The following is a 23,428-nucleotide window of genomic DNA, read 5'->3' on the forward strand; positions in this document are numbered from 1 at the left end:
CACCCCGGCACACGGATCGAGCTCTGTCAATGCTTCTTGCGCCACCGCGTGACGTTCGCGGCCGCCTGGACCTCGATCCGCTCAGGGAGTGCGGCCACCGTCGCGGCGAGCGCGGCGGCGTCGAGGTGGCGGGCGCTCGGGCCCATGCCGACCAGGCGCAGGACCTCGCTGTGCCCCAAGCCGATCGAGTACACGACCTCGTCGGTCCGCTCGGCCTCGAAGAGGGTGCCGAGCTGGTCGGCGGTCCGCTGCTCCTTCTCGGGGTCGACGCTCAGCATGTCCAGGGTGCCGACGAGCTCGCGCAGGTGGTCCTGCCGGGGAGTGAGGACCACGAGCGCGCCCCCCGGGTGGAGCACGCGCGCGATCTCCTCGGCGTTGCGAGGGGCGAAGACGTTGAGGACCGCGGCGGCGGCGCCGTCGCGGATGGGGAGCCGCTGCCACGCGTCGGCGAGCACCGCGGCGATGCGCTGCCGCGCGCCCGGTTCGCTCCCGGGGACGGTGCGCTTGGCGCAGCGCCGCAGCGCGTACTTGGAGGTGTCGAGGCCGATGCCTTCGCGCGCGGGGTCGGCGGCGAGCGCGGCGGCGAGGTAGTGCCCTGTGCCGCAACCGGGTTCGACGAACACGCCGGGGGCGTCGGTGAGCGAGGCGGTGGCGACGGCGGCCATGAACGGGTCGTAGACCCCGGAGTCGAGGAAGTCCTCACGGGCGGCGATCTGGTCGGCGGTGTCGCCGGTGGTGGTGTTCGACCCGGGCGCGAGCAGCGGCGCGTAGCCCTGCTTGGCGAGGTCGAAGGAGTGCCCGTTGGCGCAGGACAGGCGGCGGTCGGCCTGCGTGAGCGGCCCTGCGCAGTTCGGGCAGGCCAGCGCGTCGAGGGCGGGCAGGGTCACTGGGCTGTCTGTCAAGGTGCCGCTTTCGGATCGAGGAGCCGGACGAAGGCCCTGAATGCAGCGGGCATGTCGAACGACTCGGGCTCGTGGAGCCACTGGAACTGGAGACCGTCCATGATCGCGACGACGAGCGGCGCGGCCTCCTCCGGGGTGAGGCCGGACGGGAGCCGGTCACCCCATTCCAGGCGGAGCGTGGCGGTCATGGCCTCGCGGACGCGGCGGTAGCGGAGCCGGAAGTACTCGGCGGCGGGGTGGTCGCCGGTGACGGACTCGCCGAGCAGCGCCGAGAAGGTGCGGACGATGGCCTCGCGGTGCGCGTTGGCCTCGACGACGCCCTGGGTGGCGGCGAGGGACATCGGTTCGGCGACGATGTCGCGCCCGCCCGTGTCGGTCTCGGCACGCCACTGGAGGACCCCGATGAGCAGGTCCTCCTTGCTCCGGAAGTAGTGCAGGAGCCCCTGCTGGCTGAGGCCGGCCTTCTCGGCGACGGCAGCGAGGCTGGCGCCCCGGTAGCCGCGCTCGGCGATGACCTCGATCGCGGCCCGCACGATCGCGTCGCGGCGGGCGTGCCCGCGGGCGCTGTGCTGGATGCTCGGCATGGGCGTCTCGAATCTGCGGGGTGTCGTTGGAACGAGCATAGATGGTAACAGTTCGGCGACTAAACCTACCGATTGCTCGGTACGCGTGCGAGACTCGCAGGTGCCGCCCCGAGGGGATCGACGAGGAACACCGAAAGGAAGGGCGCATGAGCGACTGGGTCATCCCGGACGACCGGCCCGAGTATGCCGAGGCCGTCGAAGCGGCCCTCGCGAAGATGGATCTGGAGACGAAGGCCGACCTGGTGGCCGGGCTCGACATGTGGCGCACCATCGCAGTGCCCGAGGCCGGGCTGCGGTCGATGACCGTCTCGGACGGCCCGATCGGCGTGCGCGGCCGCTTCTGGACCGCCGCCGATCCGTCCCTGGCACTGCCGAGCCCCACCGCGCAGGCCGCCTCCTGGGACCCGGAACTGGTGCGCCGCATCGGAAACCTGCTCGCCGCCGAGTCCCGCCGCAAGGACGTGGACGTGCTGCTGGCGCCCACCATCAACCTCCAGCGCTCCCCGCTCGGCGGACGCCACTTCGAGGCGTTCAGCGAGGACCCGTACCTGACCGGGCGCATCGCCCAGGCGTACGTGGCCGGCATCCAGGAGTGCGGCGTCGGCACCACCATGAAGCACTACGTGGGCAACGACGCCGAGACCGACCGGTTCACCGCGAACAACATCATCGGCGAGCGGGCGTTGCGGGAGCTCTACCTGCGGCCCTTCGAGATGATCACCGCCGCCGTGCGCCCGTGGGGCGTCATGACCGCCTACAACGCCGTCAACGGCCACACCATGACCGCGCACAAGGAGCTCATGAGCGTCCTGCGCGAGGAGTTCGGGTTCGACGGGTTCAACGTCTCCGACTGGGGCGCTGCCCGCCACACCGTCGAGGACATCGAGGCCGGGCTCGATCTCGCCATGCCGGGGCCGTTCACCGTGTACGGCAAGGACCTCGTCGCCGCCGTCCGTGAAGGGCGCACCAGCGAGGCCTACGTCGACGACGCCGTGCGCCGCATGCTCAAACTCGCCGCGCGCGTCGGCGCCCTCGAAGGCGTCCAGGCCGCAGTGGACGACCGCCTTGCGGCCGTCGCCGATCCGGAAGCGCTGCTGCGCGAGATCGCCCGGCGCTCCTTCGTCCTCGCGCAGAACGACGCCCCCGAAGGTGGCGACACGCCGATCCTGCCGCTCGCCGCCGACTCGCTCGGCGGCCTCGCGCTCATCGGACCCGCCGCGGCCGAGGCCCGCATCCTCGGCGGCGGCTCGGCCACCGTGTTCCCGAGCAACGTGGTGTCCCCGCTCGACGGCCTCCGCGAAGCCCTCGGCGACCGCGTCCGGTACGCGCAGGGCGTGGACCTCTTCGAGAAGATCCAGGCTGCCGGCAAGGGCTTCGACCTCGAGGCGCACCCGGTGCGGAAGGACGGCACCGCACTGCCCGCCCTCGCGCTCGCGAACGGGGACGTCAAGTGGATGGGGTACCTGGCGGGCGACCTCGCGCAGGACGACTTCTCCCACGCGGTCGTCGAAGGCGTCTTCACCGTCGACACCACCGGCGACCACGTCTTCGGCACCAGGGGCACCGGCCACCACCGCCTCTCCATCGGCGGCGAAGTGGTCTTCGACGGCGAGCACGTGCCCTCCAGCGACGACCCGTTCGAGGCGTTCTTCGGGCCCGCCGTCGAACGCGCCACCGTCCACCTGGAGGCCGGGCAGCGCGTCCCGATCCGCCTCGAGCACTCGCCGGTATCCGTCTTCCCGCCCGGCTACCCGCCGTCGGTCCTGTTCGGGCTCATGCACGCCGGGCCCCGCCCGGACGAGGACCGGCTCATCGCCGAAGCGGTCGAGGCGGCCCGCGCCGCCGACGTGGCGGTAGTCGTCGTCTCCACGACCGCCCTCACCGAATCCGAGGGCTTCGACCGGCCGAACCTGCGTCTGCCCGGCCGCCAGGACGAGCTCGTCGCGGCCGTCGCCGCGGCGAACCCGAACACGGTCGTCGTCGTCAACACCGGCGCCCCCGTCGAGATGCCCTGGGCCGACGACGTGGCCGCGATCCTTCTGACCTGGTTCCCCGGGCAGGAGGGCGGGCACGCCCTCGCCGACGTCCTGCTGGGCGCCGAACCGGGCGGGCGCCTCACCACCACCTGGCCGCGGCGCCTCGATGACGCGCCCGTCGTCCAGGTCGTGCCCACCGACGGCGAGCTCCACTACGACGAGGGCGTCTTCATCGGCTACCGCGCCTGGGAGCGGCAGGACGGCGCCGAGCCCGCGTTCTGGTTCGGCCACGGCCTCTCCTACACCGAGTGGACGTACGAGGACCTCCACGTCGACGCCGGCGAGGTGACCGTGCGAGTCCGCAACAGCGGCAGCAAGACCGGCCGCGAAGTCGTCCAGGTCTACCTCTCCCCCGAGGCCGGCCTTGACATCGCGGACGGCATCGAGGCCCACCGCCTCGCGGGCTTCGCCGCGATCGAAGCGGCCCCGGGCGAGACCGTCGACGTCGCGATCCCCCTCGAGGAGCGTTCCTTCCAGTACTGGGATGAAGCCGACCACGCCTGGAAGCACGTCCCGGGCGCCTGGACGGTCGCCGCGGGCCGCAGCGTCGCCGACCTGCGCCTGCAGGCATCGGTCAAACCGGCATAGCAAAGCGCGGCGGGCGGGGCCGCAGTCCCGCCCCCCGCGCCCGGCGCCGCCGGGGAGCAGCCCCCGGGCGCGTCCCCGCGCCGGGCCCCACCCCCCCCCCCCGGCGCCCCGGGGGGGGGGGGGGGCCCCCCCCCCCCCCCCCCCCGCGCCATGCGCCTCAGGGGATCAGAACCCGGGAGCGTCCCCGCGCAGTGCCCTGTCGCTCCGGGCCGGCGTGGTCACCCCGGCGGAGTCCCAGGGCTCAGCTTTTGGGGGTTCGTCGGCGCTCGCCGTGAAGTTCTCCACGATGTCGCCGAACTTGGTGCCCTTGATCTTGTCCTGGGCCGCGTCCACGGCCTTGTTCGCCTGTGTGCGCACCGTCGAGGCGACCTGCTGGACCTTGTCGTTCCCGGTCACGCGCCTGGTGTAGTCGACGATCTGGTCGTAGCGTTCCCGCCCGGCCTTCGCCCCCAGGATGTAGCCGACCGCGAACCCTGCTACGAGATACAACTTCCGCATTCTTTGCCTCCTCGGCCGACCCGCAGGCCGATCTGGTTTCACTGTGCTCAGGAGTTCACTGTGCGTCGCCGCATATAGCGGCCATTCTGCCTCATGTGAGGGTGCCCACGCGGCCCATGACGGAAACGCGCCGAGCGATTCAAAACCGCCCTTCCCCGCCCTCGATCGGACCGACACCACACCCACCCCGGTGGCACCCGCCCGCGCCGGTCCTGTACTGTCATATCCGGTTCGCACGGTGAAAGCCGAACTCGAACCCCTTCCCCAATAGCTCAATTGGCAGAGCAGCCGACTGTTAATCGGCAGGTTCTTGGTTCGAGTCCAAGTTGGGGAGCCACCTTGAGACAGTGGGAACGGCCCGGACGGCGCAAGCCGGTCCGGGCTTTTTCGTTTCTTGCCGAAGTCACTCCCATGCAGCCAAGACGTCTTCAGGCCCCCACACGATGTCTGCGACCACGCCGTCGGACACACCGGATCGACTGACCACCACCATGCCGCTCTCCTCTTCCGAAGCCCCGGGGACCGCCCCCGCGGACTTCCTGAGACTGTTCAGATCATCGTGGTCGAAGGGCGTGCCGAGCCATTTGATCGAGCCCGTATAGAAGACCGTCCTCGCCACGGGTCCGCGGTCTGCTCCCACGAGGTCCACCTCTGGGTCGAAGCTTCGCGGCCACCAGCCACCGACCTCGACCGCCTCCGGCCAGGGGAATTCATCCGAGGCGGACGCGCGAGCGAGCGCTTCGCGAACCACCGGCTCGATCGCCCGGCCGCGCCAGCTTTCCCATCGCCGCTTGATCATCCGCAGCGCCTGCTCATGACGATCGCGCTTCACTTCCTCATGGGCGCCGGCGAGCATCGCCAGGTACAACCGCAGATACGAATCGGCGACGCGGTACAGCTTGCCGCCATTGCCGGGTCGGGCGGCGAGAGGCTGATCGAAGGCGATGGCGTACTTGTCGTGGAGCCGGTTGAGGATGGGACCGAGCGAGCCTGACTTGATCGGTTCGTCCGGGCCCCGCCCCGCATGGGCGGCGATATTGCCGAAGGTCCGCTCACCGCTCCCGATCGCCGAGAACACCCTGCGGGTCTGATCCGGTTGCGGGAACTCCGAGTCCAACATCTGCTCACCGATGGTGAACAGGGGACTCGTCGCTCTGCGGCACTGCTCGGCGAAGAAGTCCAGGGCGTTCGATCCGTCGCCCCACGTTCTGCAGAGCGCAGGGAATCCGCCGGTGATCAGGTAGGCGTCGAGCGCGTCGACGCCGCTCAGGCCAGTGAGCTCCGCAGTGTCCGCGGGGTTCAACGGCTTGACCACCATCGGATCCGCTCGCCCGTAGAACGGACGGTCATAGCCGATGAACGCCTCCATCATGTGGATGTCGCTGCCCACCAACAGCAGTAGTACCGGCTTCCTCTTGAGCAGCCGGTCCCATGCCGTCTGCAGATAGCCTTCAAGGCGCGAATCCTGCTGGAACAACCATGGGATCTCGTCTATGACCACGACCGAAACGCGGTCCTCGGGCAGAGCGAGCGCGAGCAGTTCGAACGCCTCCAGCCAAGTTCGGGGCGCCGCACCCGGCAGAGCAGCGGCCCCGGGGAGGTCCGAGGTCCGAAGCGCGGCCATGAACAGCTCGAGCGATTCGACAGTTCCGACCCCCTTGCTCGCTTGGAAGTACAGCCTCGGCACTGCCGCCTCGACGCAGTACTGCTCGACCAGCCTCGACTTGCCCGCCTGCCGACGGCCCCGGATGGCGACGGCGACACCCTGGCCATCACGTTCGACCAGTTCCTGTCGCCACCGCAGATCTGCCATCTCCCGTTTGCGCCCTACGAACGGAGCCTTGCGCATGCCACCCCCGACCAGGTTCCCTAACTTAGATGCCTTCTAAGTTAGCACGATGCTAAGTCAGCCGGTCAGGGTTGTCAGGGCCGCTAGGCGGGTTCTCAGGGTTGCTACCTGCGGGGAAAGACACGCATAGACCTTGAGGAGGGCGCCACCTTGAGACAGTGGGAACGGCCCGGGCGGCGCATGCCGCCCGGGCCTTTTCATTCAGGGTCGGTGATCAGATCGGATCGACGCCGACGATGGTCGGGACGACGGGGCGGATGGTGCCGTCGGCGTTGAAGTACATGCGGTCGATCATGGTCTCGCGATGGGTCCCGTCGCCGTTCGGGATCGCGAACCGGTGGTAGGCGATGTACCACTGGTCGGTGCCGGGGGCTTGCACGACCGAGTGGTGGCCGGTGCCCTTGATGCCCTGGCTCAGGTCCTTCTGCAGGATCACGCCGGCACGCGCGCTCCACGGCCCGGTCGGCGAGGATCCGGTGGCGTAGGCGACCCGGTAGTCCTCCGATCGGGTGTCGTTCTCCGACCACATGAAGTAGTACGTGGCGCCGCGCTTGACGACGAAGCTGCCCTCGTTGTAGTTCGCGGGCTGGTAGGTGCGCACCTGCGCGGCGTTGAACGAGGTCATGTCGGCGTTCAGCGGCACCTGGTGCGAGGATCCCTGACCCCAGTACAGGTAGGACCTGCCGTCGGTGTCGGTGAGCACGGCCGGGTCGATCATCTGGCCCCCGTAGGCACCGGCGGGCACGAGGGGCTTCCCGAGGGCGTCCCGGAACGGGCCGGTGGGCGAGTCGGCGACGGCCACGCCCAGGTGCTTGCGGGTGTCGCCGCTGGCCTTCCCGGCGGAGAAGTAGAAGTAGTACTTGCCGTTCTTCTCCGCGATGCCCGGAGCCCAGGCCGAGTTGTCGGCCCAGGAGATGTCGGCGGCGACGTCCAGGATCACGCCATGGTCGGTCCAGGTGACGAGGTCCTTGGAGGAGAACGCCCGGAACTGGGTGCCGGACCAGCCGGCGAACCCGTCAGTGGTCGCGTAGAGGTAGTACGTGTCGCCGAACCGCACGATGTTCGGGTCGGCGAACAGCCCCGGGATCGCGGGGTTCGACACGGTGTTCAGGCTCCACTGCTGGTTGGCACCGGTGCCGCAGTCGCGCTGCTGGAGCCGCGCCCCGTTCGCGGTCGAGGCGCTCGGCACCTCCAGGCACTTGCCCGAATGCCGCGCGACGAGTCGCGTGACTCCGGTGCCGGCGTTCTCGATCTTCCACTGCTGGTTCGTGCCGTTGCCGCACGTCCACTGGATCACCTTGGCGCCGTTGGCGCTCGAGGCGCCGTCGACGTCGAGGCACTTGTCGGAGTGGCGGGCGGCGAGCTGCACGTAGCCGTTGCCGAGGTCGCGGATGCGCCACAGCTGGTTGAGGCCGGCATTGCAGTCGTACTGCCCGATCTCGGCGCCGTTGGCGGTGGAGCCGGTGATCACGTCGGCGCATTTGCGCGAGTGCTGCGCGATGAGGTTGACGGAGGCGCCGTCGGTCAGGTGGTGGGCGGCGGCGGCCGGAGCCGCCCCGGCCAGGAGCATGACGGCGGCCGATGCCGCCGTCAGCGCAACCGTCAGTATGCGTCGCATGATGGACTCCTCGTTGCGGGCCTGCGGCATCCGTCGAAGCCCGGCGCGGGGTTCGATGATATCGATAACACATCGATATAGTCAAGCACCTCAATATCTTGGGCCGCTGCTCGCGAACGCCCCCCTCAGCTCGGCGCCGCCCGTTGCGCGCCTTCGGGCCAGATGATCCGGGTCGGGAGGCCGAGGTCGCGGGCGGCGGCGACCGCGTCGGCCGTGCCTCCCGGTTTGGCGGACGGGACGCCGTCCCAGACGGCGAGGAGCAGGTCGATCGAGGCGAGCATCGCGTCGTTCGCGGCGGCGTAGGCCTGGACCGAGGAGGTCTCGGCGACGTAGGTGACGCTTGCTGCGCGGGCGGCCAGCGCGTCGAGGACGGGTCGATGGACCGGGCCCGCTTGGGTGTCCTGGTAGTCGCGGGCCGGGAGGATCGCCTCGAGGAGTCCGCCCGCGTCGAGCACGGCTTGCGCGAAGAGCGCGTCGGCGCCTTCGGCGAGGCACGAGACGCCGGTCAGGTCCACTGGATCGAAGCGTTCGAGTTCGCTGCGGAGTGCGGCCCTGACGAGGTCGGCCGTGGCGGGCGTGAGGTTCATGTGCCCGGTGACGCCTATGCGCATCAGGAGGCGGCGAGTTGCGCTCGGGTTTGCATGAGGGCGAAGCCGAGGAGGTTCAGGCCCTTCCAGGTGTGCGGGGACGCGGCGAGGGGGTCGGTCTCGCCGAGGCCGATGCCCCAGATGCGGTCGCGGGGGCTGGCCTCGACCAGGACGCGGTCGCCGGTGCCGAGGAGGTAGGCGCGAAGGTCGTCGTGCTGACCGAATTTGGCGAGGTTGGCGCGCACGACGATGCCGAAGCGCTCGGCCTCCCAGGTGCGCTGGTCGAAGCCGCGGACTTTGCGGCCGAGGGATTGGGCTTCGCCCGGGTGGCCGGCGGCGAGGATCTTGCGGGCGCCGGCGTCGTCGTCGAAGAGCCAGGCCTTGTGCGCCATCATGTAGTGCTCGGCCGAGGCGAAGCGGTGCTCGTCCTCGCTGAACGACGCGGGCCACCACTGGCTCAGGCAGCCGCGGCCGGCGCTGCCGTCGGCGTTCGGCGAGTGGCCCCAGAAGTGCACGTATTCGAAGGACTGGCCGGCGGAGGTCAGCGCGACGGCCTCGTCGACGCTGCGCGGCAGAACGAGAGCTGCAGACATGCCGCCCACCTTGCCATAACGAGGCCCGGCGGTAGCACGGGATCTCGAACGCCCATGAGTCGGCTTCCGGGTTCGGCGGGCCTTCGAGGTTGAAGCCGAACCATGCGCGCAAGGCGGCTTCGCCGAGGTCGAGCGGGTGGAACGGGAGGGGGTACTCGGGGGCGTAGTCGCGGATCGAGTGGTCGCCGTTCCAGTACGGCGCTTCGAATTCGTACCGCCGGCCCAGGTCCTCCATGGTCCCGTCGTCGGGCGCGAGGCTCAGCGAGCGGCGGACGGCGCCGTCCTCCCACACCGCCATCGAAAGGTAGTCGACGACGCTGGACATGAAGACGCCGTACGCGTTCCCCGCGGGCGACACGCGGTTGATCCACTCGGTCAGGTTGCTCGGGCGGTCCTGGGCGAGCGGCTTGAAGCAGATCAGGTCGAAGTCGGGGTAGCTCGCCGTGCAGATCGTCTCCCCGCCAGGCCAGGTCGAGTCGGTGAGGTCGCCGCGGCCCGCCTCGACGACCGGCGCGCCGAGCACCGACGCGGCGAGTGCGGCGGAAGCGTCGGCCACGGCGGGGTCGAGCGGCGGCGCAGCGCGCAGCGCGTCCTTCGGGAGCCCTTTCCCGAGATAGACGATGGCGGCCTTCGCACCCATGGACGTGCTCCTCGTGTCGGCGACGGCTCCCATTCATAGTGCATGGCGTCCAAGTAGGGTCGTGCCATGGGCGACCCTCAGCTGGCTGCGCTGGCGCAGCGGTACTTCGACTTCCACCTGGCCGACAACCCCACATCGGCCAGCTTCTACGGCATCGCCGGTTACGACGACAAGCTGCCGGATCCGAGCAGGGAGGGCGACCGGACGCGGCTCTCGCACGCCGCCGAGGTCCGCGCGGGCCTCGACGGGATCGATGCGGGCGCCCTCGAAGGGCAGGACCGGATCACGTACTCCATGCTCGCGCGGCTCACCGCCGATCAGGCGGCGGGCATCGAAGCGGCGCTCGGGGAGGTGGGCCTCTCCAACACCATCACCGGGCCGGTCTCGACGATGCTCTCCTCGCTGCCGCGCATGAGCCTGAACACGGAGCAGCGGAGCCGGGACTACCTCGTGCGGCTCGGCTCGCTCGGCGGGTACTTCGACGCCGTGCTCGAGCGGTACCGGCAGGCCGGGGCCGAAGGGCGGCACCAGACCCGCCGCGGCGTGCTCGCGGTGATCGAGCAGATCGACGATTACCTCGGCACCGATGTGCGGAGCGATCCGCTCATCTCGCCGACGCCGACCGGTGTGGACGGCTGGAAGGACGAGGCCGCCGCGTTGGTGGCCGAGCGGGTCCGGCCCTCGCTCCGGCGGTGGCGCGAGGCCCTGGAGTCGGAGTTCCTGCCCGTCTCCCGGCTCGACGAGTACGTCGGGGTCTGCCACGTGCCCGGCGGGTCGGACGGGTACGCGGCGGCCTCAAGGCAGTTCACGACCACCGACCTGACGCCCGAGGAGGTCCACCGGATCGGCCTCGAGGAGGTCGCCCGGGTGCGCGGCGAGTTCGCCGAGATCGGTGCGCGGGCGCTCGGGACCGCCGATGCGGCGGAGGTCGTCGACCGGCTCCGCAACGACCGGTCGCTGCGGTACGCGCACTCGGACGAGATCCTCGCCGATGTCACCGAAGCGCTCCGCCGGGCCGAGGCGGCGCTGCCGAAGGCGTTCCTGGACTACGACATCGCGCCCTGCTCGGTCGAGGTGATCCCCGAGGCCGCCGCCAAGGGCTCGACCCTCGCGTACTACACCGTCCCGGCCGCGGACGGCTCCAGGCCGGGCACGCACTGGGTGAACACGTACGAGCCCGCGAGCCGGGCCCGCTACGAGTACGAGGCGCTCGCGTTCCACGAATCGGTTCCCGGGCACCACCTCCAGTTCGCGCTCGGCCAGACCCTGGACGGGCTGCCGCAGTTCCGGCGGTTCGCGTACGTGACCGCGTTCGGCGAGGGCTGGGGCCTGTACACCGAGCGGCTCTGCGACGAGATCGGGCTCTACAGCGGGGACCTGCAGCGGCTGGGCATGGTCTCGTTCGACGCGTGGCGGGCCTGCCGCCTGGTCGTGGACACCGGGATGCACGTCTTCGGGTGGTCGCGGGAGCGGGCGGTCGCGTACATGCGCGAGCACACCGCGCTCTCGGAGGCCAACATCGCCAACGAGGTCGACCGCTACATCGCATGGCCGGGCCAGGCGCTGGCCTACATGATCGGGCGCCGGCACATCGGGGCGCTGCGGGAGCGGGCCCGCGAGGCGCTGGGCGGGGCGTTCGACCTGCGGCGCTTCCACGACCGCATCCTCGCGAACGGGTCGATCCCGCTGGAGACGATGACGGGGGTCGTGGAGGACTGGATCGCCGAGTCCGCTTAGGAAGTTCCGGGCCCCGACGGGAGGTTGTCGGATTGGTGACAGACAGTTCGGGCCCCGTATTGCACGATATGAGCGCGGCGGTGCTCCCCCCGGGCTCCGCCGCAATCTTCGACTAAGGCGCGCTGCGTGCACGTCTTTCATTGCGGCGCAGCCGATTCTGACAGTCCATAAGGGACTCTTCGCGGTACTTGACACCGCGCGCAAATGCCTTGAGCGGGAAGCTTTCGCAAGAATTCGTGGAGAACGTCACCATTCGGGACCGGCCCTTCTGCGCGACCGTGATTTAGGTTAGCCTAACCTACACGTTCCCCGGCACTACTGCGAGTTCACGTCCCTCCGCGCCGTCCTTCTCCGAAAGGTGACCCTCCGTGCTGACAAGCGCCGACCTCCGTCCGGCTCCCGCGCCGCTCACCAGCTCCGACCCGCCGGCCCTCCTGGGCCGCGAATCGGCCGCCGCCTACCGCGGCATGATCGTCGATGTCGCAGGGCGCCTTGCCGACCGGTTCGCCGCCGTCGATCGGCCGTGGACCGGCGCCGCACCCGCCGACCTCGGCCCGGCCATCGCCGCGGTCGACCTCGACCGGCCCCTGGAGTCCTTCGAGGACGCGATGGACGAGGTCGGCGAGCTCTACCTCAAGGACGCGGTCTGGTTCCACCACCCCCGCTACCTCGCACACCTGAACTGCCCGGTCGCGCTACCGGCCGTCGCCGCCGAGACCGTGCTCGCCGCCGTCAACACCTCGGTCGACACCTGGGACCAGAGCGCCGGCGGCACCTTCATCGAGCAGCGGCTCATCGACTGGACCGCGCGGCGCATCGGCCTCGGGCCCGACGCCGACGGCATCTTCACCTCCGGTGGGACGCAGTCGAACCTGCAGGCGCTGCTGCTGGCGCGGGACGAGGCCGTCGAGGCGGTCCTGCTCAAGCACCGGGTCGAGGTCGGCACGCCGCTGCGCGGCGTCGAGGTACTCCCCCGCCTGCGGTTCTTCGCCTCACCGCACTCGCACTTCTCGGTCGTCAAGGCCGCCCGGCTCCTCGGCCTCGGGGAGGAGGCCGTGATCACCGTGCCCGCCGACGACTGGTTCCGCATGAACCCCGCCGCCCTGGACGCGGCGATCGAGACCTGCCGCGAGCAGGGCCTCATCCCCGCGGCGGTCGTCGCGACCGCCGGGACCACCGACTTCGGGTCCGTCGACCCGCTCGGCCCGATCGCCGAGATCACCGCGGCCCACCGGGTCTGGTTCCACGTGGACGCCGCGTACGGCTGCGGCATCCTCGTCTCGCAGCAGCACCGCGGGCTCCTCGGCGGCATCGAGCACGCCGACTCGGTCACCGTGGACTACCACAAGTCGTTCTTCCAGCCGGTCAGCTCCTCCGCGCTCCTCGTACGCGACCGGGCCTCGCTGCGGCACGTCACGCACCACGCCGACTACCTCAACCCGGCCGAGGGCGCCTTCCCCAACCAGGTCGACAAGAGCCTGCAGACCACGCGCCGCTTCGACGCGCTGAAGCTCTGGATGACCCTGCGCACCTTGGGACCCGACGCGCTGGGCGCCATGTTCGACCGGGTGTGCGACCTCGCCGACCAGACCTGGGACTGGCTCGCCTCGGATCCGCGCTTCGAAGTCGCCGCGCCGCCCTCGCAGCTCTCCACGGTCCTCTTCCGCCTCGCCGGGGCCGACGACGAGACGCACCGCCTCGCCCGGGAGTCCCTCGCGGCCTCCGGCGAAGGCATGGTCGCGGCCACCAAAGTGGAGGGGCGCACCGCCCTCAAGCTCACTCTGCTGAACCCGGAGACCGGGCTCGCGGACATCGTCCCCGTGCTCGAAGCGCTCGCGCGCCACGGCAAGAAGGCGCAGGAGTCCGCATGAGCACCGGCGAAACAGGCGACGCGGTGACCCACGACTTCATCGGGATCGGCCTCGGACCGTTCAACCTCGGCCTCGCGGCGCTCACCGCGCCGATCGAGGGCCTCGACGGGATCTTCCTGGAGCGCAAGCCGAACGTGGACTGGCACCCCGGGATGCTCATCGAGGGCACCACGATGCAGGTGCCCTTCATGGCCGACCTCGTCACCCTCGCCGACCCGACCTCCGAGTACTCGTTCCTCAACTACCTCAAGGAGAGCGGGCGGATCTACCCGTTCTACATCCGCGAGTCCTTCTACCAGCTGCGCACCGAGTTCCAGGACTACCTGCGCTGGGCCGCCGAGAAGCTCGACAACCTCCGGTTCGGACGGAATGTCACGGGCGTGACCTGGGAGGACGGGGTCTACGCCGTCCGCTCTGAAGGGCCCGGCGGCGCGACCGTGGACTACGCGCGGCGGATCGTGCTCGGCACCGGCACGCCCCCCTGGATCCCGCCCGCGTGCCGCGAGCTGGAGAGCCCCACGGTCTGCCACGCCTCCGCCTACCTGGAGCACCGCGACCGCCTGCGCGAATGCGGGTCCGTCACCGTGGTCGGCAGCGGCCAGAGCGCCGCCGAGATCTACCGGGACCTCCTGGTCGACATCGAGGGCGGCGGCTACGAGCTGAACTGGGTCACCCGCTCGCCCCGGTTCTTCCCGCTCGAGTACACCAAGCTCACGCTGGAGATGACCAGCCCGGAGTACGTCGACTACTTCCACGCGCTGCCCGCGCCGAAGCGCGACGAGCTGAACGCGGCCCACAAGAACCTGTACAAGGGCATCAACACCGAGCTCATCAACGAGATCTTCGACCTCCTGTACCAGAAGCGGTTCGAGCACGGTTCCGTGCCGACCAGGCTGTTCACCAACTGCACTGTCGAGAAGGCCGCCGGTTGCGGCAGCGTGCGGCTCTCCGTGCGCCAGCACGAGCAGGACCGCTCCTTCGAACTCCAGACCGAGGGGCTGGTCCTGGCGACCGGCTACAGTTACCGCGTCCCGGCGTTCCTCGACGAGGTCCGCGACCGGCTGCGCTTCGACGCGACCGGGCGCCTGGAGGCCCGCCGCGACTACAGCGTCGACGCCTCGGGCGAGGGCGAGGTCTTCGTCCAGAACGCCGAACTCGCCACCCACGGCTTCGTCTCCCCCGACCTCGGCATGGCCGCCTACCGCAACTCCTGGATCATCCGGTCCCTGACCGGCCGGGAGGTCTACCCCATCGAGCGCCGCATCGGCTTCCAGGAATTCGGAGCACCAGTGTCGTGAGCAGCCCAGTGATGAAGGCCCCCAGCACGTTCTACCACCTGCACCCGCAGCTGGGCGACTTCGGCCTGCGGCCGGTCGACCCGCCCACCGACTCCCCGCTCCTCCACGAGTGGGTGACGCACCCGAAGGCGAAGTACTGGATGATGCAGGACGCCTCCGTGGCCGACGTGCTCGCCGAGCACGAGGCCATCGAGGTCGACCCCGGGCACTTCGCGTACATGGGGCTCTACCACTACCGCGCCCGGTTCCTCGTCGAGGTCTACGACCCGGCCGCCTCCGAGCTCGCGGGCGTCTACACCCCCGCAGAGGGCGACATCGGCATGCACGTGCTCACCGCCCCCACCGAGAAGCCGATCCCGGGATTCACCAAGGGCGTCATGGAGACCGTGATGCACCTGCTGTTCGACGGCTTCGGCGCGCAGCGGGTCGTCGTGGAGCCCGACACGGCCAACGAGGCCATCCACCGCCTCAACGAGTTCGTGGGGTTCAAACCCGAGCGAAGCGTGGGGCTCAAGGACAAGCAGGCGCTGCTGAGCTTCTGCACCCGAATCGATTTCGAGCGGTCCGCCGCGAGAGGAGTGCCCGCGTGAGCGCCATCGACCACCTCACCCCGCAGCTGTGGCAGCAGGCCACGAGGAACCTGCTGGCCAAGGCCATCGGCGAGTTCGCCCATGAGCGGCTGCTGGTGCCGGTCAAGGACGGCGAGCGGTACGCGCTCGCCGCCGGCGCGGAGCGGTACCGGTTCGCGGCGCAGCGCTTCAAGCTCGACCACTGGGTGGTCGACCCCGCCTCGATCGAGCGCACCGGCGCCGCGGGTGAGGGCCTCGAACTGGACGCGGCCGCGTTCTTCCTCTCGTTCAGGGGCGAGCTCGGGCTGAGCGACACGGTCCTGCCGGTGTACCTCGAGGAGGTCGCCGCGACGATCAACCGCGGGGCGTACCAGCTCGGCGAGGGCCAGTTGAGCGCCGCGGCCCTGGTGGACGCGGGGTTCCAGGCCATTGAGGCGGGCATGACCGGCGGGCACCCGTGCTTCGTCGCCGGCTCGGGCCGGCTCGGCTTCACCTCCGAGGACTACCGCTCGTACGCGCCCGAGGCCGGGGCGGGCGTGCGACTCATGTGGCTGGCGGCGCCGCGCGAGCACGCGATGTTCGCGTCTTCGCCGGAGCTGGGCTTCGACTGGCTGCTCGACACGCAGATCGACGCGGACTCGCGAGAGTATTTCGAGTCCATGCTCACCGACCGCGGACTGTCCTATGAGGATGTGTACCTGATCCCGGTGCACCCCTGGCAGTGGCGCAACAAGATCTCCGTGACCTTCGCGCCCGAGATCGCCGCCGGGCGGCTCATCCCCCTCGGCGAGGGGCATGACGAGTTCCAGGCGCAGCAGTCGATCCGCACGTTCTTCAACCGCTCCCGGCCCGGCGCCGACTACGTGAAGACCGCGCTCTCGGTGCTCAACATGGGCTTCATGCGCGGGCTCTCCACCGAGTACATGGAGGTCACGCCCGCGATCAGCGACTTCGTGGCCGACCTCGTGCACGGCGACCCGACCCTGAAGCGGCACGGTGTGACGATCCTGCGCGAGCGCGCCTCGGTCGGCTACCGGCACCCGGCCTACACGGCCGGCGCGCCGAAGGGCTCCCCGTACCGGAAGATGCTCGCGGCCCTGTGGCGCGAGAGCCCGATCCCCAAACTCGCCAAGGGCGAGCAGGTCGCCACCATGGCCTCGCTGCTGCATGTGGACGCGGAGGGGAAGCCGCTCGCGTCGGCCCTCATCCGCCGCTCGGGCCTGCGCCCGGCCGACTGGCTGCGCGGCTACCTCGACGCCTACCTCGTGCCCGTCGCGCACTGCCTGTACCGGTACGGCCTGGTGTTCATGCCCCACGGCGAGAACGTGATCCTCGTGCTCAAGGACGGCGCCGTCGAGCGCGTGTTCTTCAAGGACATCGGCGAGGAGTGCGCGGTCCTGGAAGCCGCCACCCCGGTGCCCGAGGCGATCGCGCGCATCCGCGCCGAGGTGCCCGACAACGTGCGGGCCCTGTCGATCCTCACCGATGTCGTGGACTGCTTCCTGCGGTTCCTCGCCGGGCACCTCCACCTCGACGGCGTGCTCAGCGAGGACGAGTTCTGGCGCGTCGCCGCCGAGTCACTGAAGGACTACCAGGCCGCGCACCCGGACCTGGCCGACGCGTTCGAGCGGTTCCCGCTGTTCGAGGAGGGCTTCACGCTCTCGTGCCTGAACCGCCTGCAGCTCAAGAACAATCAGCAGATGGTCGACATCGAGAACCAGGAGGAGAGCCTGATCTATGCCGGTCGGCTCGACAACCCCCTGCACGCCTGGCGCTGAGCCCGCCCGGCAGCAGGGGCGGCACTGCGCAAGGACGCGGAGGGGGGACTCCATGGAGTCCCCCCTCCGCGTCGTGCAAGGCGGCGATCATTCGCTCCAGGGGTCGACGAGCACCGGGCCGAGCCCTTCGAAGTGCTTGGTGTCGCGCGTGGCGAGTGCCGCTCCCGCGGCGCATTCCGACCGTTCGGCGGCTGGCGCTCCAGAGTGGAGTGCAATACGCTCCCACGCATGAAACGCCTTTTCGGTGCGGCGGCACTCCTCCTCGCCTTGACCGCCTGCACCCCCGACGACGCCGAGCCCGCCGCCGCCCTCGACTGCGAGGCGGGCCGGTTCACCCAGGTGCCCGAAGCCGCCATCGGCGACTACACGTACACGGCGGCTTTCCAGTGCCCCGAGGCCGACGCGCTCCTGCCGACGGTGATCGTGCTCCACGGCATGCCCAGCAGCGGCGCGATGGTGCGGGGCACCTCCAACATGGACACCCTGGCCGAGGAGGCCGGGTTCCTGGCCGTGTACCCGTCGAACCCCGCCAACGAATGGGACGCCCAGGCCGCCGGCGACGACGCCGCGTTCCTCTCGGACCTGATCGACGAGCTGGTCGCCGAGCACGGCGCCGACCCCGAGCGGATCTACCTGACCGGCTTCTCCAACGGCGGCGACATGACGCTGGCCGCCGCGGTCGGGCTCGGCGACCGCCTGGCCGGCGCCGCAGTGGTCGTCCCGGCGGGCACCCATGACACGCTCGCGCAGGTCGAGGGCCTCCAGACGCCGATCCCCTTGGCCGCCTTCGTGGGGACGAGCGACCCGCGCACCGAAGGCCGGGCGGTCCTGGAGGCGTGGCGCGAGCAAGGGTCCTGCGCGGCGGCGGAGCAGACCTCGGGCGGCGGCTTCGCGCGCGCCTCGTGGACGTGCGCGGGCGACGTGCCGATGGTCGAGTACCAGGTCGACGGCGGACACGTGTGGTTCGGCACGCCCGGCGCGGCCGACGGGATCTGGGCCAGCGCCGAGATCTGGGACTTCTTCACTGCGCTCGAGTGAACTCCCGCCACCTGGCGGGTGCGGGGACTGGACGAGGCGGGTCATTATGAACGGTATGCAACTGAACAGCCCTGTTCTCATCACCGGTGCCAGCCACGGTCTGGGTATGGCCACGGCCTCGGTGCTCGCCTCCGAAGGCGTGCCGCTGGCGCTCTGCGCGCGGAACGCCGCCCCGCTGAACGAGTTCGCCGAGAAGCTCCGCGCCGAGTTCGACGTCCCCGTCGCCACCAGAGCGCTCGACGTCAACGACACCGAGCTGATGGTCGAGTTCGTGCACGAGGCCCAGCGGCGCCTCGGCGACCTGAAGGGCCTGGTCGCGAATGTCGGCGGGGCGCGGGGCCGCAGCATCGTCGACACCGAGCCGGACGACTGGGCGTACTCGCTGAGCGTCAACGTCACCAGTGCGATGACCGCCCTCCGGGCGTCCCTGTCGCAGCTGCGGCGCACCGGCGGCGCGGCGGTCCTGGTCTCCTCGATCTCCGGCACGAAGCCCTCCCCCGGGCTCGCGTACGGCTCGACGAAGGCCGCGCTCAACCACGCCGCGACGGTGCTGGGCCGCGAGCTCGGTCCGGCCGGGGTGCGCGTCAACGCGGTCGCGCCCGGTTCGATGCTCATCCCCGACCGCAACTGGGACCGCCTGCGCCTGGCCGACCCGGGGCGGTACGAGGCGTTCCTGGAGGAGTTCCCGAACCGCGAGCTGCTCGACCCGCGCGATGTGGCCGAGGTGATCGCCTTCCTCCTCTCGGACAAGGCGAAGGCGATCAACGGCGCGGTCATCCCGGTCGACGGCGGGCAGAACGCGCCCAGCGCCTACGGCTACTAGTCTCAGGCTGCGGTGGGCGCCGGACCGGTGGGCTTGCCCAGCAGGAACGGGAAGACCAGCAGGGCGACGACGGCGCAGCAGACGCAGAGGATGCCGTAGCTGGCGTACTCGACGATGGGGCCGGAGGCGAGGCCGGCGGCCATGGCGGCCAGGCCCATGACGAGGTCCGAGAAGCCCTGCGTGGACGGGCGTTCGGCGGGGGTGATGGCGCCGGTGACGAGCGCGGCGGAGCCGACGGTCATGGCGGACCAGCCGACGCCGAGCAGGACCAGGCCGATCGAGAGGCGCACGTGGTCGTCGGCGGGCGAGGAGCCCGAGACGGTGCACGCGGCGACGAGGAGCGCGGTGCCGGTGACGAGGACCGGGCGCGCGCCGTGCTTGTCGACGAGGCGGCCGATGATCGGCGCGAACGCGTACATGCCGCCGATGTGCAGGCCGAGGATGACGCCGACGACGCTGAGGGCCTCTTTCGGGTCGGCCATGCCGTGCTTGATGTGCACGGCGGTCATGGCCATGACGCCGACCATCACGAAGTGGCCGAGGGCGGCGGCGATGACGCCGGTGCGCACGGCCGGGTTGGCCTTGGCGGTGCGGTAGCCGTCCGCGATGGAGCGTTTCGGGGCGTCGGTCTCGCCGCTGATCTCGCGGGCGGTCAGGAGCGGGTCGGGGCGCAGGAACACGAGGAGGACCGCGGCCGTGAGGAGGCAGAGCAGGCCGATGGCGACCATGGAGCCGACGTAGGCGGGGCCGCCGAACCAGCCGGTCCAGACGCGCTCGGCGACTCCGGCGAGGGACGGGCCGGCGACCGACCCGATCGTGGTGGCCCAGACGATGAGGGCCAGGTGGGAGCCGCGGCGGGCGGCGGGGGCGAGGTCGGCTGCGGCGTACCGGGACTGGAGTCCGGCGAAGGAGGCCGCGCCGAGCAGGAAGTAGCCCACGACCGCGAGCACGGCGCTGCCGAGGTGGATGGCGGAGGCGACGATCACGGTGCCGACGACCGCGCAGCCGTAGCCGAAGGCGAGGCCGCCGCGGCGCCCGAACCGCTCGGTGATGCGCACGGCCGGGACGACGACGAGCGCCGAGCCGCCGACGAAGAGGCTCTGGGCGAGGCCGGTGAAGGTCGCCGAGCCGGTCATCTCCTCGATGAGCAGGGCGCCCACGGCGATGCCGATGCCGACGGCGAGGCCGCCGAGGACCTGGGTGAGGAAGAGGGTCCGCAGGATGCGCTTCTGGAGGGCGGCGGTGCCCTCGAGGGGGTCGGCTTCGAGCGGCGCGGAGGGAGGGGGCTGGTGGGCGGTCACGGGGGTTCCTTTCTGGAGTTGTCGGCCGGATCGGGGGATGCGGCCGGGGTCCGTCCGGTGGAGGGCCGGAGGACCGGTCAGATCGGCGGCGACGCCGGTCCGGAGGACTGGGCGACGGCGTCGGCCACCGCTTCGGCGAGGCTGGGGTCGAGGCGGGCGGTGCTGACGCGGATGCCCTGGTGGCCGTGGAAGGAGTAGGCCCGGCCGGGGGCGACGGCGAACCTGGCGTCGCGCAGGCCCACGACGGCGGCGGTCTCGTCGGCGACGGGGACCCACACGTTGAGCCCCGAGCGGCCCCAGACGTCGATGCCGCGGACGGCGAGCGCTTCACGAAGGGCCCCTTGTCGTTCGGCGTAGACGCGGCCGGCGGCGGCGACGCACTCCTCCACGGTCTCGTCGGTCCAGGCCGCGATCACGAAGTGCTGCAGGATGCGCGAGACCCAGCCGTGGCCGATCTGCATGCGCCCCTGGACGCGGGCCTTCGTGTCCGCGTCGGCGGCGACGAGCGCGCAGCGCAGGTTCGGGCCGTAGGGCTTGGAGACCGAGCGCACGAACATCCAGCGGTCGGCGGCGTCGGCGACGAAGTGCAGCGGCACCTGCGAGAGCTCGCCCCAGTGGTCGTCCTCGATGACGAACACGTCCGAGTGGCGCGTGATCACCTCGCGGAGGGCGGCGGCGCGTTCGGCGGACACCGCTGCGCCTGTGGGGTTCTGGCCCCGCGAGGTGAGGATGAACGCCTTCGCGCCGCCGGCGAGGGCCGCGGCGAGCTCGTCGGGCAGCGGCCCTTCGCCGTCGATCGCGACGGGGGTGACCTGGTATCCGGCCGAGAGCAGCAGGTCGCGCCCGTTGGACCAGGTCGGCTCCTCGACGGCGACGGTGTCGCCGGGTTCGAGCCGGGCGGCGAGGCCGCGTTCGAAGGCGTCGAGGGCGCCGGAGGTGACGGTGAGGTCGCCGCGCACGCCGTCGTCGGCGAAGCGGTCGCGGGCGAGGTCGAGCAGGTCCGGGCAGGGACCGCCGTCGCGGTAGTTGCCGGGCGCGATCTCGACGCGCGGCATGAGCGCGGCGAGGTCGGGCAGCAGGTCGGGGTCGGGTTCACCGGAGACGAGGTCGAGCACTCCCGAAGGGACCGTGAGGGTGCCGGTCGGGGTGAAGGCCGAGCGCTGGCGGATGAAGGTGCCCGCGCGGCCGCCGGTCTCGACGACGCCGCGTTCGCGCAGGCGGCGGTAGGCGGAGGCGACGGTGCCGGCGGCGACGCCGAGGTCGGCCGCGAGCTTGCGGACGGGGGGCAGGGTGCGGCCTGGCGCGAGCTTCCCGGAGCGCACGCCGGACTCGATGCTGGCGGCGATCTCGCTTGCCGCCGATCCGGTGATCTGATACTGTACCGACATAACCAGATCATTGTACCAGTACATAAAACGGCGTTAGGAGCCACCCCCGATGTCCGCCCTCGAATGCCCCTACAGCGGCCAGTTCACCCCGACCGAGCGCACCACCCCCAACCGCTCCCGCGAACGGGTCACGTACGAGCGCGACGCCGCCTACCAGGTGCTCGACGAGGCGCTCTTCGTCGACCTCGCCTTCGTCGGACCGGACGGCGCGCCGCGCGTGCTCCCGACGTTCCATGTGCGCGTTGGGGACACGCTGTTCGTGCACGGTTCGACCGGATCGAGCATGGGCCTGGGCGGCCGCGAGGGGTTCGCGGTGAGCGCCACCGCCACGATCGTCGACGGGCTCGTCTACTCCAAGAGCTGGTTCCACCACTCCATGAACTACCGCAGCGTCGTGGTCCACGCGAACGCGCAGCTCGTGACCGACCCGGCGGAGCGCTGGGACGTGTTCAAGGCCCTCATCAACCGGATGGGCGACGGCCGCGCGGAGCGCTCACGGGAGGCCAGCGACAAGGAGAACGCGATGTCCGCGCTCCTGGCGATCCCGCTCGAAGAGGTCTCGCTGAAGCAGCGGTCGGGCCCGCCGGTCGAGGAGCCCGAGGACGAGGACCTGCCGTTCGACAACGGCGTCGCCCCCGTGACCACGACGGTGGTCGGGCGGCTTTAGGGGATGCTCGAGCATCCCCTAAAATGCGATCCGCGCGGTGCCGGATCCGGCTCGGCCTCTCGACGAAATGACCGTCCAGAGCGTGGGTCGTGGGAACTTCCCTTCGAGCCGGTCCGGCGCCGTCTGGCGCAGGAGGTGCACCGCGCGCATCGCATACGGATCGGGCGGGCCGAAGTTCGAGACGGCCCGCCCGATCACTGCTCTCCGCTCTTACGCCCGCGCGGCGGCCGCTTCCTTCTCCGTCTCGGCCTTGTCCAAGCGCCACACCGCGATCGAGCCGCCGCCGGCGACCGCGACCACGAACATCACGAACGTCAGCGTGTACGGCCACGACGGCGCGGCGTCATCGGAGTTCTGGACCATCGCGTTCTCCTGGCCCCCGCCCCACCAGATCGCCTGGCGCATGAGCTTCAGGAAGTCCCGGTCGCCCCAGGTCTTTCCCTCGCCGCCCGGCGAGGCGTAGAAGACCGGCAGCTCCTCGTTCACCCACGCCACCGCCTCGCCCGAGCCCAGCTGCGCCAGGATCTCCGAACCCGGTTGCGCCGGAGCGGGATCGAACCGGTACCAGTGCTCGGTGAGCTTGAGCTCCTCGTTGAGGCCCTCGGTGACCTGCGAACCCGAGTTGAACGTGACGGCCTCCTCGGTCGAGGCCTCGGCCGGCGGGAGCGCGCTCGCGCCGAGCGCCTCGTGGTACCAGGTCCAGTCCATCTCGCTCTGGATCGCGCTGTTGGTGGCGACGAGGCCGCCGCCCTCCTCCACGAAGTCCTCGACCGACTCCTGCTGGGCCGCATCGAGGAAGTCCGCCCCGGTGTTGACGAACATGACCACGTCGTACCCGCCGAGGTCCTCGAGGTCTTCCGGGGCGCCCTCAATGAGGGTGAAGTTCCAGCGCCGCGCCTCCATCTGGAGGCGCTCCAGCGCGTAGTCGGCCACGTCCTGCGCGCCGTTCCCGGTCGTGACGACCAGGACCCTCGGCCCTTCGGCGGCGAGCGCCGCCGAGGGGACGAAGGCGGGCGCGCAGGCCAGCGCGACGATCATGCACAGTCGCAGCAGGATTCTCACG

At 70.7% G+C, this 23,428-nt stretch carries 19 protein-coding genes, 1 tRNA gene and 1 pseudogene; 10 read left to right on the plus strand and 11 right to left on the minus strand.

Going from position 1 to position 23,428, the window contains the following annotated elements; translation table 11 throughout:
• Positions 1–26: 26 nt before the first annotated feature.
• Together QWI33_RS03410 and QWI33_RS03415 are read right to left on the minus strand one after the other, a co-directional pair.
• On the minus strand, positions 27–902 hold the full coding sequence (locus tag QWI33_RS03410) for a putative RNA methyltransferase (protein ID WP_289954898.1): 876 nt from the start codon (positions 900–902) through the stop codon (positions 27–29).
• Positions 899–1,486 (minus strand): TetR/AcrR family transcriptional regulator, encoded by a 588-nt coding sequence (locus QWI33_RS03415; RefSeq protein WP_289954900.1) that lies wholly within the window; start codon positions 1,484–1,486, stop codon positions 899–901. Before QWI33_RS03415 ends, QWI33_RS03410 begins: the two co-directional genes overlap by 4 nt.
• A 146-nt stretch (positions 1,487–1,632) precedes the next feature.
• On the opposite strand from QWI33_RS03415, the gene QWI33_RS03420 reads away from it, so the two are divergent.
• Positions 1,633–4,110, plus strand: coding sequence for a glycoside hydrolase family 3 protein (locus QWI33_RS03420; protein WP_289954902.1), 2,478 nt, complete (start codon positions 1,633–1,635; stop codon positions 4,108–4,110).
• A 165-nt stretch (positions 4,111–4,275) separates the two neighbouring features.
• On the opposite strand, the gene QWI33_RS03425 is transcribed toward QWI33_RS03420, so the two are convergent.
• Positions 4,276–4,608 (minus strand): YtxH domain-containing protein, encoded by a 333-nt coding sequence (locus tag QWI33_RS03425; RefSeq protein WP_289954904.1) that lies wholly within the window; start codon positions 4,606–4,608, stop codon positions 4,276–4,278.
• Positions 4,609–4,869: 261 nt separating this feature from the next.
• Between QWI33_RS03425 and QWI33_RS03430 the strand changes: the two genes are divergently transcribed.
• A tRNA-Asn gene (locus QWI33_RS03430) sits at positions 4,870–4,945 on the plus strand.
• 66 nt (positions 4,946–5,011) lie between these two features.
• On the opposite strand, the gene QWI33_RS03435 is transcribed toward QWI33_RS03430, so the two are convergent.
• The 5 genes and pseudogenes from QWI33_RS03435 to QWI33_RS29565 all read right to left on the minus strand — a co-directional run.
• Positions 5,012–6,457 carry an AAA family ATPase gene (locus QWI33_RS03435; protein WP_289954905.1) on the minus strand — a complete coding sequence of 482 codons (1,446 nt, stop codon included), beginning with the start codon at positions 6,455–6,457 and terminating at the stop codon, positions 5,012–5,014.
• 214 nt (positions 6,458–6,671) lie between these two features.
• Positions 6,672–8,105 carry a family 43 glycosylhydrolase gene (locus QWI33_RS03440; protein WP_353895345.1) on the minus strand — a complete coding sequence of 478 codons (1,434 nt, stop codon included), beginning with the start codon at positions 8,103–8,105 and terminating at the stop codon, positions 6,672–6,674.
• 95 nt (positions 8,106–8,200) lie between these two features.
• Entirely contained in the window at positions 8,201–8,662 is a 462-nt protein-coding gene (locus tag QWI33_RS03445) for a hypothetical protein (protein ID WP_289954909.1), read from the minus strand.
• A 23-nt stretch (positions 8,663–8,685) separates the two neighbouring features.
• Positions 8,686–9,255, minus strand: coding sequence for a riboflavin biosynthesis intermediates N-glycosidase (ybiA, locus tag QWI33_RS03450; protein ID WP_289954910.1), 570 nt, complete (start codon positions 9,253–9,255; stop codon positions 8,686–8,688).
• Between the two features lie 73 nt (positions 9,256–9,328).
• Positions 9,329–9,928, minus strand: a pseudogene (locus QWI33_RS29565) (DUF6928 family protein); the annotation flags it as partial.
• Between the two features lie 33 nt (positions 9,929–9,961).
• Between QWI33_RS29565 and QWI33_RS03455 the strand changes: the two are divergent.
• The 7 genes from QWI33_RS03455 (at position 9,962) to QWI33_RS03485 (ending at position 19,009) form a co-directional block, all read left to right on the plus strand.
• Positions 9,962–11,632, plus strand: a complete 1,671-nt coding sequence (locus QWI33_RS03455) for a DUF885 domain-containing protein (RefSeq protein WP_289954911.1) — start codon at positions 9,962–9,964, stop codon at positions 11,630–11,632.
• Positions 11,633–12,099: 467 nt separating this feature from the next.
• Positions 12,100–13,503 (plus strand): pyridoxal phosphate-dependent decarboxylase family protein, encoded by a 1,404-nt coding sequence (locus QWI33_RS03460; RefSeq protein WP_353895387.1) that lies wholly within the window; start codon positions 12,100–12,102, stop codon positions 13,501–13,503.
• Positions 13,500–14,801 (plus strand): lysine N(6)-hydroxylase/L-ornithine N(5)-oxygenase family protein, encoded by a 1,302-nt coding sequence (locus QWI33_RS03465; protein ID WP_289954913.1) that lies wholly within the window; start codon positions 13,500–13,502, stop codon positions 14,799–14,801. The genes QWI33_RS03460 and QWI33_RS03465 overlap by 4 nt, the downstream gene beginning before the upstream one ends.
• Positions 14,798–15,391: a GNAT family N-acetyltransferase gene (locus QWI33_RS03470; RefSeq protein ID WP_289954914.1), complete on the plus strand. Its 594-nt coding sequence runs from the start codon at positions 14,798–14,800 to the stop codon at positions 15,389–15,391. Before QWI33_RS03465 ends, QWI33_RS03470 begins: the two co-directional genes overlap by 4 nt.
• A complete protein-coding gene (locus tag QWI33_RS03475; RefSeq protein ID WP_289954916.1) occupies positions 15,388–17,148 on the plus strand; it encodes an IucA/IucC family protein in 1,761 nt (586 codons plus the stop codon). The genes QWI33_RS03470 and QWI33_RS03475 overlap by 4 nt, the downstream gene beginning before the upstream one ends.
• A gap of 228 nt (positions 17,149–17,376) precedes the next feature.
• Positions 17,377–18,186, plus strand: coding sequence for a CE1 family esterase (locus QWI33_RS03480; protein WP_289954918.1), 810 nt, complete (start codon positions 17,377–17,379; stop codon positions 18,184–18,186).
• Between the two features lie 46 nt (positions 18,187–18,232).
• Positions 18,233–19,009: an SDR family NAD(P)-dependent oxidoreductase gene (locus QWI33_RS03485; protein ID WP_289954919.1), complete on the plus strand. Its 777-nt coding sequence runs from the start codon at positions 18,233–18,235 to the stop codon at positions 19,007–19,009.
• A gap of 2 nt (positions 19,010–19,011) precedes the next feature.
• Here QWI33_RS03485 and QWI33_RS03490 read toward each other — a convergent pair whose 3' ends face one another.
• Positions 19,012–20,310, minus strand: coding sequence for an MFS transporter (locus tag QWI33_RS03490; RefSeq protein WP_289954921.1), 1,299 nt, complete (start codon positions 20,308–20,310; stop codon positions 19,012–19,014).
• 77 nt (positions 20,311–20,387) lie between these two features.
• Positions 20,388–21,698: an aminotransferase class I/II-fold pyridoxal phosphate-dependent enzyme gene (locus QWI33_RS03495; RefSeq protein WP_353895346.1), complete on the minus strand. Its 1,311-nt coding sequence runs from the start codon at positions 21,696–21,698 to the stop codon at positions 20,388–20,390.
• A 49-nt stretch (positions 21,699–21,747) separates the two neighbouring features.
• Here QWI33_RS03495 and QWI33_RS03505 point away from each other — a divergent pair, with 49 nt between their 5' ends.
• Positions 21,748–22,365 (plus strand): pyridoxamine 5'-phosphate oxidase family protein, encoded by a 618-nt coding sequence (locus QWI33_RS03505; protein ID WP_289954923.1) that lies wholly within the window; start codon positions 21,748–21,750, stop codon positions 22,363–22,365.
• A 210-nt stretch (positions 22,366–22,575) separates the two neighbouring features.
• On the opposite strand, the gene QWI33_RS03510 is transcribed toward QWI33_RS03505, so the two are convergent.
• Positions 22,576–23,427, minus strand: coding sequence for a ThuA domain-containing protein (locus QWI33_RS03510; RefSeq protein ID WP_289954925.1), 852 nt, complete (start codon positions 23,425–23,427; stop codon positions 22,576–22,578).
• Position 23,428 lies beyond the last annotated feature (1 nt).

The organism is Glycomyces tritici (assembly GCF_030403505.1).

Bases quoted from the DNA above. Each gene is read 5' to 3' on its own strand.
- QWI33_RS03415 (WP_289954900.1), bottom strand. From the start codon at position 1,486: ATGCCGAGCATCCAGCACAGCGCCCGCGGGCACGCCCGCCGCGACGCG.
- QWI33_RS03420 (WP_289954902.1), top strand. From the start codon at position 1,633: ATGAGCGACTGGGTCATCCCGGACGACCGGCCCGAGTATGCCGAGGCC.
- QWI33_RS03425 (WP_289954904.1), bottom strand. From the start codon at position 4,608: ATGCGGAAGTTGTATCTCGTAGCAGGGTTCGCGGTCGGCTACATCCTG.
- QWI33_RS03435 (WP_289954905.1), bottom strand. From the start codon at position 6,457: ATGCGCAAGGCTCCGTTCGTAGGGCGCAAACGGGAGATGGCAGATCTG.
- QWI33_RS03440 (WP_353895345.1), bottom strand. From the start codon at position 8,105: ATGCCGCAGGCCCGCAACGAGGAGTCCATCATGCGACGCATACTGACG.
- QWI33_RS03445 (WP_289954909.1), bottom strand. From the start codon at position 8,662: ATGAACCTCACGCCCGCCACGGCCGACCTCGTCAGGGCCGCACTCCGC.
- ybiA (WP_289954910.1), bottom strand. From the start codon at position 9,255: ATGTCTGCAGCTCTCGTTCTGCCGCGCAGCGTCGACGAGGCCGTCGCG.
- QWI33_RS03455 (WP_289954911.1), top strand. From the start codon at position 9,962: ATGGGCGACCCTCAGCTGGCTGCGCTGGCGCAGCGGTACTTCGACTTC.
- QWI33_RS03460 (WP_353895387.1), top strand. From the start codon at position 12,100: ATGATCGTCGATGTCGCAGGGCGCCTTGCCGACCGGTTCGCCGCCGTC.
- QWI33_RS03465 (WP_289954913.1), top strand. From the start codon at position 13,500: ATGAGCACCGGCGAAACAGGCGACGCGGTGACCCACGACTTCATCGGG.
- QWI33_RS03480 (WP_289954918.1), top strand. From the start codon at position 17,377: ATGAAACGCCTTTTCGGTGCGGCGGCACTCCTCCTCGCCTTGACCGCC.
- QWI33_RS03485 (WP_289954919.1), top strand. From the start codon at position 18,233: ATGAACGGTATGCAACTGAACAGCCCTGTTCTCATCACCGGTGCCAGC.
- QWI33_RS03495 (WP_353895346.1), bottom strand. From the start codon at position 21,698: ATGTCGGTACAGTATCAGATCACCGGATCGGCGGCAAGCGAGATCGCC.
- QWI33_RS03505 (WP_289954923.1), top strand. From the start codon at position 21,748: ATGTCCGCCCTCGAATGCCCCTACAGCGGCCAGTTCACCCCGACCGAG.